The organism is Shewanella marina JCM 15074 (assembly GCF_000614975.1).
GTDB lineage: Bacteria > Pseudomonadota > Gammaproteobacteria > Enterobacterales > Shewanellaceae > Shewanella > Shewanella marina.
Genome location: NZ_BALM01000010.1, coordinates 21,670 through 35,215, shown reverse-complemented (window position 1 = coordinate 35,215; position 13,546 = coordinate 21,670). Strand labels below are relative to the sequence as shown.

The window sequence follows — 13,546 nt, the reverse complement described above, 5'->3', positions numbered from 1 at the left end:
TTACCACTTGTAACCGACAAGGAAAGTGGCAATAGGTGTTGAAATACCTTCTAAATCATAGTTTTCATAATGTATTTCAGCACTAAAATGACGTTGACTATAACCGACACCTAACATGTAACCTGTATAGCTATCATCTTTAAGATCGCCGCTAAGCATTAAGTTGCCCGCACCCGCCATAAGCTTAATACCGTTATTAAAGGTGTAGCCTGCATAAAGGTTAGCGTGACTCCACTTACTGGCTTTTTCTGCTGCCGCCATCTCAACACGAGTAGAGATAGTACCGCCGACACTCAAGCCATAATCCCATGTATAACTACCAGAAATAGCGTACGCGGTGCGCTCACCATCAAGGGTCTTAATGCTATCGCCAGTATCACCAAAAATATTTGAAATACCACCGACCACTGCAGCACCTTCACGGCTATTATGTTCAGTGGCCATCGCCATTGAAGAGATGCTCAATAATGCGATAGCCAACGTAGACTGCACCAATTTACTCATTTTATTCACTCCATCATCTGATAATTATTGTAATAGTTTAATAGAGTAACCTCCTTTTAATTCTATAAAAATCAAACAAATGTATCATCTAATGATATAAATCAAATTTGTTTGCCCCGTAAATAGGATTCGGATGATTGCGTGTCTAGGATTCTCTGATAGTATATGTATATATCCACAGTAATTGAGTGCTAACATCTTGCAAAGACTCGATCTTATTCCCGTTACCGAACTTAACGGCGTAGCTAAAAAAGCAGCTGAAAAACTAGCAAAGCTTGGCATTAACAGCATCCAAGATGTGCTATTTCATCTGCCGCTTCGTTATGAAGATCGCACTCAAATTTATCCCATCACAGCATTATCACCAGGCAGCTATGGCACTGTTGAAGGCGAAATTCAAAGTACCCAAATTTTGCCGGGTAAACGTCGCATGCTGACTTGTACCATCCGCGATCATTCTGGTGTCATGGTGTTACGTTTTTTTAATTTCTCTCTCGCGCAACGTAATGCCATGCAACAAGGTTTAATAATCCGTGCTTATGGCGAAGTTCGTTTTGGTAAACATAGCCGTGAAATTATTCATCCTGAATATAAAGTGATTCAAGCAGGTGATAGTCCTAATTTAAGCGACACGTTGACACCAATCTATCCGACGACGGAAGGTTTAAAACAAGCAAGTTGGCTTAAATATACCGAACAAGCACTGCAATTTTTGCAGCAAGACGGCTTACAAGAATTACTGCCACCACAGTTGCAACCAAATCAATTAACTTTGCCACAAGCATTACAAATTTTGCATCGGCCACCAGCTGATGTAGTGCTTTATCAACTGGAACAAGGCAGTCACCCTGCGCAGCAACGATTGATCCAAGAAGAACTATTGGCACACAATTTAAGTATGCTGCGTTTGCGTCAACGCAGTAACCGTGACTTAGCAATTAAGATGCCTGCGACAGGACAACTGCTCAATCCATTCTTACAAGCCTTGCCATTTAAGCCCACTGGCGCACAGCAGCGAGTGGTTGCTGAAATCCATCAAGATATGGAACAAGCTGTACCTATGATGCGATTAGTGCAAGGCGACGTTGGCTCTGGTAAAACCCTAGTGGCGGCATTAGCTGCGCTACAAGCCATTGAAAATGGCTATCAGGTGGCCATGATGGCGCCAACAGAATTGTTGGCCGAGCAGCACGCCAATAATTTTAAAACTTGGTTTGAACCCTTAGGCCTAAAAGTTGGCTGGCTAGCGGGTAAATTAAAGGGTAAAGCGAGAACCCAATCGCTTGAAGATATTGCCTCTGGCAGCGCCAATATGGTGATTGGCACTCATGCGATATTCCAAGAACAAGTGGTATTTCATAATCTGGCACTCACCATTATTGATGAGCAACATCGTTTTGGCGTACATCAACGCTTAGGTTTACGTGAAAAAGGCATTAATCAAGGTTTCCATCCGCATCAGCTGATTATGACGGCGACACCAATCCCGCGCACATTAGCCATGACTGCTTATGCCGATTTAGATACCTCCATTATTGATGAGCTACCGCCGGGACGAACGCCTGTCACTACCGTCGCCATTAGTGAAAACCGTCGTGAACAAGTGATTGAACGAGTCAGGCAAGCCGCAATCAATGATAATCGCCAAGCCTATTGGGTGTGTACCTTAATTGAAGAATCTGAAGTATTAGAGTGCCAAGCCGCAGAAGATACAGCAGCAGAGTTAACACTCGCCCTCCCAGAATTAAAAATAGGGTTAGTACATGGCCGCATGAAAGCGGCTGAAAAACAGCAAATTATGGCCGATTTTAAAGCGGGGGAATTACAGTTATTAGTGGCGACTACGGTGATTGAAGTGGGTGTAGATGTACCCAATGCCAGTTTAATGATTATTGAAAACCCAGAACGGCTTGGGCTGGCACAATTACACCAGTTACGAGGCCGAGTTGGCCGCGGCGCGGTCGCCAGCCACTGTGTTTTACTTTATAAAGCCCCACTATCTCATACCGCGACCCAACGCTTAGGGGTGCTGCGCCAAAGTAACGATGGCTTTGTTATTGCACAAAAAGATTTAGAAATCCGTGGCCCAGGTGAAGTACTAGGCACGAGACAAACCGGTCTTGCAGAGATGAAAGTGGCTGATTTAGTACGGGATCAGGCATTAATTCCTAATATCCAAAAATTAGCACAACATGTGATGCAACAAGTACCAGAAAATGTCGATGCGATTATTGAGCGTTGGCTTGGACAGCGGGAACATTACATCCAAGCTTAAGCACCGGCATGGCAGTTACATTAAAAATAAAAAATGAGCTAGACAAGTTACCGTGATAAGGCAAAATGTACTTATCATATTGTTTTATATTTCATACCTGTTCCAGCGAGCCAAGGAAGTAATATGCAAGCAAATCAAGAAGACAGAATCGCCCCTCAACCCAAGTCCTCAGGGACGAATTATATGGCGATTGTTGCAGTAATTCTCGCATTAGCTGCAGCCACATATTTTTATTTTACCCGTGAAAATCCAGATGCGATTATCGAACAGTCAGTTGCAGAAGTTAATGTGCCAGAACAAGCACCAAGTGAGCCATTAGCGGTTGATCAAATTCCTGAAACTGAACCAGTAACTGCGCCTGAAGAAGTCGTTACTGAGACGGTTGTGACTGAACCAGAAGTTGCCGTCAAAAAACCTGAGCCACTACCGACCTTAAATGATAGTGACCCTTTTATGCTACAAAAAAGCAATGAAATTGCTGGTGAAATGGTGATTGAACCATTATTGGTTAAGCACGATATTGCCCGTCAGTTTGTGGTGTTTGTAGACAACTTAGCCCAAGGTGATTTGGCCAGAAAAGTCAGTCCAATTACAGGTCCTAAAACTCAATTTAATGCAGTTGATGTGACCAATAAAACCTATATGGATCCTGATAGCTTCCATCGTTACGATATGTACGCAGACTTTTTAGCAGGCCTTAACGACAAACAACTTGCAGCGACTTATAAACAAGTTGAACCACTGTTACAGCAAGCATTTGATGAGCTGGGTTATGCCAATAAAAACTTTAATGACACGATGCAAAATGCCATTCAAGTCATGTTGGATGCACCTATCATCACCGACCCTATCGAATTAAATGGTATTAGTGTTAACTACCAATTTACTGATCCTAAGCTCGAAGCATTGCCAAGTGCGCAAAAGTTAATGATCCGTATGGGGCCTGAAAACAGCAAAAAAGTAAAAGCTGTGTTGAGAAAACTACAAGCACAATTACAGCAATAATAAGCCATTAAATACAATTAAATGAAGGGTGCTACGGCACCCTTTCCTATAACGTCTATAGTAGTTATTTCCTATACACCCTAGTCTATTAGTTTGATGCCAATCAATGTTATATAGCTCAACATGGTTGTTGTATAACAACCAATTGGAGAATGACATTGAAAACACATGCCATCGCGCTGACAACATTGATGCTAGCTATGCAGCCAATGTTGGGTCAAGCACAGTGGAGTAATGACCCAACACAATATATTGCAATAACTGAAAAAAGTGATGCGGGACAGATCGTTACCGATAATCAGGGCAATATTATTATTGGTTACTCAGATCCTTCAACTCGATACGATTTCATATTAAAAAAATACGATAACAAAGGTAATCCTCTTTGGAATAATGAACCAGTGTTGATTAGAGATAGAAATCAATCATTTATCTTTACTTGGGCAATCGATATTGGTCCTAACAATGAAGTCTATACCTCAATAGAAGACTTAACGACTCGTGAATTAATCGTCACCAAAACAGCCACAGATGGCAGCCCAGCATGGACAGAACCTTTTATTCCACAACCTGATGATATGCTGTCAGGGCTCACGGCTAACCTTGCCCCGTCAGAACATGGCCTTGCTATAGCTTCATGTATGTAAATGCTGATAGAGAACAGCTAATTAATGTTGGACTGCTCAATGATGATGGTGAGCAACAATGGAGCGCGACACTTTCCAATATCACGAGAACCAATACTCACCTTGATATTATTGCAGTAAAAGATGGCATCGTAGTGCTCACTTACGGCCCAAGGGAGTCAGACAATAGTAACGCCTTATATATTCAAAAATATAATTATCAGGGCAAACCTTTATGGGGCGAAAATGCAAAACTGATTATGTTTGGTGATATTGCGCTGCCATTTAGGGGCAACAATATTATAAAAATGCATGATGATGGTAATGGCGGCGTCGCCTTTGCTTGGCGTCAACCAACACTATTTGGCGCTAACCTTTATCTACAGCATATTAATCAAGATGGTGAACCATTATTCGATAATTCAGGCTTGAGAGTCTCACATAATGCCAATTCACAATATAACGATGTCAACATACCAACAATGTTATTCAATGATGACACTATGATTGTCACTTGGGTAGGACTAGGCCGTGGCGGCCCATTCAGAAGCTCAGCTCTATTTATGCAACAAGTACAGCTTGATGGTCAATTTGTTAACTCTTCAGATCCCACTATCATATTAGAAATCGAGCGTTCTGAAGAAGATCTTGGCTATTTATCGGGTGGGTTTATCTCTCAATATAATGACCAGCTATCGTTACTTTATGCTGACTCAGAGAACAATAGTGGCAATATAACCAATATTCGTCGTGTCGATTTTAATCTCGATGGCAATGTCCTACGCAATAATCTATTTGCAGAAACAAATGCACCTATTGGTCGTGTATCGCCAGCAAGATCTCCTTTTGGGGAACTCGTTAGTACATTTAAAACGGGTTATGTCAGCAGCTCACCAACCTATATTCAAAGCATGCAAGTTAATGGTGAATTAGGATACAACAGCGAACTCACCTTGGAATGGCCTCAGGTACCTTGGGTCATTGACGAAGACCAACCTTTCACAACTAAATTACAAATCAAAAATAATGCTCAAGTTGAACTAGAACTTACTGCGACTACTGAAGTGGAAGATACAGAGATAGCAGTCAACCTTGACGATGATAATGCTATCAATTTATCGCTTGTTCCTGCAGTAGAATTTGCAGGTAACATCCCTGTAGCGATCACTGTCACAGATAAAAACGATCCGAATCAAAAAACGCAATTAACCTACAACATCAGGGTCAATTCAATCAACGATAGTCCTATCATTACACTTACTGAGAATATGAATGTTAATGAATCAGAAACAATTACTATCACCCCTGAAATAAGCGACCCAGATTCAGTTCACCTCGATATAGAGTGGGTTCAAGTAAATGGAGAGTCACTAGATTTTGACCCATTTGCTACTGAATTAGTTTTTAATAGCCCCGTCGTTATTGCAGAGCAACAAGCTGAATTTAGTTTGAGCGTTAGAGATGAACATTCAACGACAAACCACAACCTTAAAATCAATATTTTGGATGATAAGTCCATTACCCTGTCTAATCAAACCTCTACTGTCACTGAAGCAGAAAGTCTATCCCTAGCACCCGCACTCAGTAATGCCAAACTGCCCATTACGGCAAAATGGCAACAAACTTCAGGTCCACAACTGACTTTATCAACAACTAATGATTTAGATACAACAATAACCGCCCCCTTTGTAGAACAAGATTCAGTTGCGGTGCTGACTTTAGACGTGACAGATGCATTGGGTCAAACCATTAGTCAGAACTATCAAGTCAACATCAATGATTACCGAGAACCAGACTCAGGAGGAAGCCTAAACTGGAGCCTATTATTACTCGCTTTGGTGGCTATTTTCCGTAAAAAACATACCACTTCATCAACCACTATTACGGAGTAAATGACATGATAAAACATACCCTACTGGCATCATGTGTTTTTGCCTGTTTTAGTCACAGTAATATTGCACAAGCAAATAGCAAACCTTTTGCCTTTGATATCAAGGTCAACCATGTAATTTCACAAAATGCACCAAATGCTACCTCTCGTTATTTTATACAACTACGTGGCACCCCAGCAGCTCTACTTAATAGCGGAGTCTCGGCCAAGAAGCAATTCCAACCACAATCAGTACAAGTACAGCAACAATTTCAAAAATTAGAAACAATTCAAAATCAATTTCTACAGCACGTTAGTCAAACAATAGGTCATCAACCAACAATTTTTTATCAATATAAAACTGCTTTTAATGGTTTTTCATTAGAACTCACACCTAAGGAAGCTAAAAAACTATTAGCACTACCTAACGTATTAAAAGTCATTCGCCAAATTCCTTATGAACTACATACAGATGTAGGTCCAGAATTAATTGGTGCAAAAAAAGTGTGGAATGATAGCAACCATTTAAATGCGAAAGGTGAAGGTATAACTATCGGCATCATCGACTCAGGCATAAACCCTGACCACCCCTCTTTTGCAACGACTGGTGATGATGAATATCAACATATCAATCCAAATGGCGAAAATAGTTACTTAGGTGATTGTGTCGAACATAGCGAATACTGTAATGATAAACTGATCGGTATTTTTAGTTATCCATCAATTACAGATAACTTTGGCGATACACGACCAGCCATTGGTATTGATTACAATGGCCACGGAAGCCATGTAGCCTCTACCGTCGCTGGTAATATTTTGCGTGATATCCCATTTTATAAGCATGGGAATACAGAACAAAGTTCTGGATTTCCTATTGATGGAACCAACATAACTGAATTATCAGGCGTTGCGCCGCATGCAAACATTATTTCATTCCAAGTTTGTGCGCCTATTGGTGGCTGTGACCCGGATGCGATGGTAAAGGCTGTTGAAGATGCCATTGAGAACAATGTTAATGTCATTAATATGTCTATTGGCCCTAGTGGTGAAGGACCATTACCTTGGAATAATGCACTCGACTTAGCATTTCTTGCTGCAAATAATGCAGGAATTTTTGTCGCGCTATCTGCAGGTAACTCTGGATCAAGTGCGTCAACGGTAGGTCATCTCGCTCCTTGGACAACCATAGTTGCAAATGCTAGCCATGGCCGAACCATTGAAAAAACCATTACCGGTGCAGATGACTCCCTAAATCCACTAGCAGCAATTAATGGCATAGGTGGAGTTGAAAACCCAGTTTCAGCTGAAGTGATATATGCTGGTGATATTGATGCCAATCGAAAAACCTGTAATTTTTTTAGCTTCAGAAACTACCCTGAAATTAAAGATAAGATCATCCTATGCGATAGAGGCGGTTCAAGCTTATTTACTAAAGCTCGTAATGTTGAGCGTCATGGTGCATTGGGTATCATTATTCGTAATGTAGCGGACTCTAATACCGCTTTATACTCCATCCCTTATCCTATTCCAGGAATACAAATATCAGAACAAGATGGCATCAATTTATATGAGTGGATGAATAACGAAACGACAGCAACATTAATGATTAATGCCGGTACAACAGTTATTGATAACTCTCAAGCTAATATTATTAATGCTTCATCTTCACGAGGACCTTATAGTCAATATCCGGAGCTATTAGTGCCACATATTGCAGCTCCAGGGACTGATATTTATGCGGCTTATACAGATGAACAACCATTCCACTCAGCCCCAAGTCCAAGTAATTATTCATTTCTAACTGGAACATCAATGGCATCACCTCATATTGCAGGTGCTGCTGCATTAATGAAACAAGTTCACCCTGATTGGTCAGTTGCAGAAATTCAATCAGCGATGATGATGACCGCAAGCACATCAATGAAAAAAGAGGACCGTACTACAACTGCTGATATTTGGGATCGTGGTGCAGGTATGATCCAAGTTGATAAAGCAGTCAATGCAGGCTTATTACTCAACATTACCAACGAGCAATATTTAGCCGCAAATCCAGAAAGTGGAGGCATGATTCCATCACTTAATAGTGCTTATTTGATTAACGGTGAATGTGCAGGAAGTTGTACTTGGACACGTGAATTTAAAGCCACCGCAGATGCAGATTGGCAATTTAGTATGCAAGGTCGCAACTTTAATATTGATTCCATCACCTTTGAGCCTGAAACTATCAGTGTCAAAAAAGGCGATGTTGTCAGTGTTGATATTACAGCAACCTTTAAAAGCTTTAGTAAAGATGAGTGGCTTGATACCAGCATTAATATCAAGCCTACAGGTACACTCGATACATTAACGTTGCCAATGCGATTTAAGCCACTCGTTGCTGTCGTCCCTGAAAAAATTAACCAAGCATATTATTGGAGCGAAGCCGGATTTGACTTAGAAAGTTATATATTTAGACGTCCTCAGCAAATTCTTTTTACCAATACCCCGCTAGTTAAAGCAATAAGTGAAGAATTACAAGCAAGCCAAGACTCAAATACTGCAACACCATTTGATGATATTGCTGATGGCATCGCTTATTTTACTCTTGATGTAACTGATGAAATGACAGGTGATATTGAATTCTATATCGCAGACACAAGCAGTGAAGATATCGATCTCTTTGTCGGTATCGACAGTAACAATGACAATAAACCACAAGAAGTAGAGCTTATTTGTGCTTCAACACTACCCGGAAACGGGGATGAAAAATGTATCATTGATAGTGAGAACACAGGCCAGTATTGGGTGATGGTATGGAACTTCAAAGCGAGTTCATTAGATATTGATAAGATTAGAGTTGATATCGTTAATATGGCTAATAGTATCTTACCTATGAATGTAATCCCTAGTAGTAAACGAACTCCATTTGAAAGCTTACCCGTAACAATTAATTGGCAAGGTATGCTAGAAGATAAATCAAATTATTACAGTTACGTTGAGGTATTTGAACGCAATACTAATGAAGACACTTTAGTTTCACTTGGTACGACTCAAATGATAGTTCAACAACAAGGACAACCATTTGAAATATTAGGAAATATAGAAAACATTAGTGCAAATGATACCATCCCACTAATGCTTAATATTGTTGATAATCCACTTAATCAAGAAATTAAGTATCAATTTGATATTGAACTACATGAAAGTTTCCAACTTGCTGAAGATATCGATGGCGTAAATGCTAACGGTAATAAAATTCAAATGACCATCAATCAGGCTGCAATGGCTAAATCGATGAGTATTGCCCTACCGATAGCAATGACAACACCGACGTCAGGAGACTTTATCCATCGATTTAATGCGAGTTCATCAAAAAGTGATCAAACTTGGAATCAAGAACTAAAGCAGCATAATGCTAATCTCGCACCAGAACTTGAAATAACAGCAAGTAGTCAATCACTCACTGCAGGTGACACTCTCACGCTTACAGCAAATGGCACCGATGCGAATCAAGACGAATTGCAATATAGCTGGACTCAAACTGGTGGCGTATCTCTTTTGAGTGAAATTAAGGATGCGCAAACTATTTCGTTAGAGATCCCATCGCTAGAGCGAGAAGTCAGCCTAAGCTTTATGGTTAGTGTAACTGACGGAGAGTTCACAAGACAACAATCCATTACAGTAACGGCTTCACCAACAACAACTAACTCAGGGGGGACAACATCGTGGTTGTTATTTTTATTAATCCCAGTCATATTAGTTAGATTCAAACCATAACGACTTGATGTGAGTGAGATATTTAATATCAACTCACATCAAAGGAGAGATATGTTATTTAAAATAATTATTATAATATTTATTACATTTATCATATCCTCTCCTTCTTTTTCATATCATATAGAAAAACCTTATGCCAAAAATTGGGATCTAGAGACCGGCTTGGTGGGTAGCAGCATATATACTATTGCAGAAGACCCATTAAACAGAATATGGGTAGGAAGTCCTAACGGTATAAGTATTATCGATGGTTTAGGAATTACCAACCTAACTAAAAACAACTCTCTAGAATATTCAATTAGCTCTAATGTCATCACCAAAATCATAAATTATAAAAATGAGATGTGGGTATTAAATCTAAATGGCATTGATATTATTAACATTTACAATCTCAAGCCATCCTCTATCAAAGATAATGATAAATTATTAACTCGATCAAACAACATTACATTTATCAATGATGAGTATGCTTTATCAGTATCAAATAGAAAAATAATAAAAATCAACTTAAGCAATCACTCAGTTTCAAAATTCAGTGATGATCCTAGATTACAAAACACAAGCATTATATATAAAATAGATAATGCTAATATTTTAATATCTACATTATCCGAATATTACCAATATAACTTACAAACAAATTCAATTAAAAAAATAAAATTACAGAATTTTAATAAAAATGAACAGGATGTTCGTGCCACAAAAATCGATAAAAATGGTCAGCTTTGGATAAGTATTTTTGGAAAAGGAATTTTTGTATACAAAAATGAGCAATTGATAAAAAAATTTAATACAAAAAATAATACTTTGAGAAGTAATATGATATCATCCTTCATTACAGATAATGAATATATTTATGCTGTAACCAGAAAAGGTATTGAAAAATTCAATATAGATAATTTAATAAGAGAATATTCGATAATACCAAATAGTAAAAATGAAAAATACAATAATGCAGATATGGCATTAACAGCTAACATTCACTCTAATGGTAGTATTTTTGTTGGAACAACAGATGGGCTTTACCGAATCCCAAATAAAAAAAATCACCCTAATTGGCAGTACATTTTTAATAACAAAGATGATATCCATATAAAATATACCGGAACTAATGAAAACACACTAAAGGTATCAACACAGAATGAACTTCATACATTTCAGTTCACAGATGCTATCGTAACTAAAAAATTCGAATCTAAAAAACATAATGACACTATTCTATCTCAAGATAACAACTATTACTTATCCTCATCAAATAAAATAATTAAAATAATTAAAAACAATACTTCTGAAATATTAATATTGAATTTACCAAAAAAAATACGCTTAATTTCAATCCATAAAATAATTGACTCAAATTATTTTATTCTTACCAGCTCAACAGAATTATTCTTAGCAAAAATTAAAAACAACACTCTTACAATAGATAAAAGAAGAAAGACAGGTATAATCATGCCTGTAGATAGTGCCTTAATTAATAATAAACTTATTATTGCAACTCAAAGAAAAGGCGTTGTATCAATCGATATAAATGATTTTGAAAATACTACAATCCCACTGACCATGATTGATGGGCCACAAATTCCTATTACATTATACGAGAATAAAGAAAAGTTATGGGTAATAACATTAGATGATGGTTTATATTATTTAAATAAAAATGATAAAACACATAGATTACATAAGTATGAAATAGAAAACAAACATAATAATTTCAACCCAATATGCATGACTGAAGACCAACTTGGAAATATATGGATTGCAACATCACATGGATTATCTCAATTAAAAAACAATAAAATTATTAGCTTTGATTACACTTCTGGATTAAATCATCAAGAATTCCAAAGATTAAACTGTGGAACAATTAATAATTACATTTACTTTTCCAGCCTATTAAATATCACCTACTTTAAACAGCCTGGCATAAAGTCATACAATAGAAATATTAATGTTAGCTTTCTATCTATAAAGGTTGACGATAATATTTACTGGAATAGCAAGAAAAATGATTTTATTGAACCAAGCCTAATAACATTAAAACTAACATCATCAAATTTCAACATTACAGATGATGACAATATTTTTTATAGAATAAAATCGAAAGATGATGGAATATATAGTGAGTGGAGATTATCAGATAAAGAAATAAAATTAATAAAACCCAAACCAGGTCGATATATAATCGAAGCAAAAATTATAAAATATGATGGAACCGAAAGTAATATTGCTACAAAACACTTTATTGTTAGCGAGCCATTTTATCGTTCAACAATAATGATGATATGCTACTTCATTATCTTAACATCTATGATATCACTTATTTTTTATTACAAACTTAAATTCAAAACAAGCCAATTACATATTGAAAAAGTAAAAAACAAGCAACAAGAAGAATATAATAAAAAGCTGGCAAATGATGTTAAAAACAAAACAGCCCAATATAAAGAACAACAACAAATTGCCATTAAAGCTAATATCGATAAAACTCGATTTATCGCATCAGCAAGCCATGATTTAAGAGCACCACTCAATGCTATTCGATGGAAACTTGAGAGAAAATTAACACAAGATCAAGATAAACAAGAGATTATGGAGGAGATTATCCTATTAGATAAACTCGTTGAATCTATTGTTAACTTATCGAAATTTGATGCAAACATCATTAAACCAAAAATAAGCAACTTCTCTTTAGAAAGCTTTTTTACTGAAGCAATTAATCGATTCAAGGGGCTAATAAAAGACAAAAATATTACTGTATCAATTACAATTGACCCACAAATAACATGGGTAAAATCAGATCAATTCTTGCTCTCTAGAATGATCAATAACATCATAGATAATGCATTAAAAAATATGCAGTCTAATGGTTCGTTACAAATCATTGCCACTCAAGAAACTGACTCTGCAACAATATATATTATTGATAACGGCCCAGGCATCCCATTACATATTAAGTCTAGACTATATGATTCATTTGTGAGGGGAACTGAAAAGTATGCGGGATTTGGATTAGGTCTAACAATCGTACAGCAGATTTCTAAAATCTTAAATTTAAGGTTAAAACTTAATTCTTGTGACTATGGAACAGAGTTCAGCTTTGCCATTGAGCTTGCCGATGATGTATCTTCATCAACACTAGATAGTCAGCCCAAGAAAATAGCATTAGTCATTGATAATGATGAATATTATGCTTATGAATTAGAACAACAATTAACAAATTGTGGTTATCTAGTCACAATAATTACTGATATGAATATCATCAATAACTTTTCCATTAGTGAGCCAATAGATTTAGTGGTATGTGACTTTAATTTGGGACTTGAAGATAATGGGCTAACGCTTATTAATTCATATCAGCAAAAAGGGACGATTAACAGTAAACAAATTATCATTATTTCTGAAGATAAAACAGTAAAACAGCAAGTATCAAACTACCCAGACTTTTACTTCCTCAGTAAACCGATCAAATTTGGTCGATTATCTTGGATCTTACAAAGAGGCTCATAA

The 13,546-nt window shown here is 37.3% G+C and carries 7 protein-coding genes; 6 read left to right on the top strand and 1 reads right to left on the bottom strand.

What is annotated here, in order from left to right; all coding sequences use genetic code 11:
* On the bottom strand, positions 1 to 504 hold the full coding sequence (locus tag JCM15074_RS09365; protein WP_025820961.1) for an outer membrane beta-barrel protein: 504 nt from the start codon (positions 502 to 504) through the stop codon (positions 1 to 3).
* A gap of 199 nt (positions 505 to 703) precedes the next feature.
* On the opposite strand from JCM15074_RS09365, the gene recG reads away from it, so the two are divergent.
* The 6 genes from recG (at position 704) to JCM15074_RS09335 (ending at position 13,546) form a co-directional block, all read left to right on the top strand.
* The gene (recG, locus tag JCM15074_RS09360; protein WP_025820960.1) at positions 704 to 2,779 is read left to right on the top strand and encodes an ATP-dependent DNA helicase RecG; all 2,076 of its coding nucleotides are present in this window, start codon (positions 704 to 706) and stop codon (positions 2,777 to 2,779) included.
* Positions 2,780 to 2,902: 123 nt separating this feature from the next.
* On the top strand, positions 2,903 to 3,784 hold the full coding sequence (locus JCM15074_RS09355; protein WP_025820959.1) for a DUF3014 domain-containing protein: 882 nt from the start codon (positions 2,903 to 2,905) through the stop codon (positions 3,782 to 3,784).
* Between the two features lie 158 nt (positions 3,785 to 3,942).
* On the top strand, positions 3,943 to 4,431 hold the full coding sequence (locus JCM15074_RS09350) for a hypothetical protein (RefSeq protein ID WP_025820958.1): 489 nt from the start codon (positions 3,943 to 3,945) through the stop codon (positions 4,429 to 4,431).
* On the top strand, positions 4,422 to 6,302 hold the full coding sequence (locus tag JCM15074_RS09345) for a GlyGly-CTERM sorting domain-containing protein (RefSeq protein ID WP_025820957.1): 1,881 nt from the start codon (positions 4,422 to 4,424) through the stop codon (positions 6,300 to 6,302). Before JCM15074_RS09350 ends, JCM15074_RS09345 begins: the two co-directional genes overlap by 10 nt.
* 5 nt (positions 6,303 to 6,307) lie before the next feature.
* Positions 6,308 to 10,036 carry a S8 family peptidase gene (locus JCM15074_RS09340; protein ID WP_025820956.1) on the top strand — a complete coding sequence of 1,243 codons (3,729 nt, stop codon included), beginning with the start codon at positions 6,308 to 6,310 and terminating at the stop codon, positions 10,034 to 10,036.
* A 51-nt stretch (positions 10,037 to 10,087) separates the two neighbouring features.
* A complete protein-coding gene (locus tag JCM15074_RS09335) occupies positions 10,088 to 13,546 on the top strand; it encodes an ATP-binding protein (RefSeq protein ID WP_025820955.1) in 3,459 nt (1,152 codons plus the stop codon).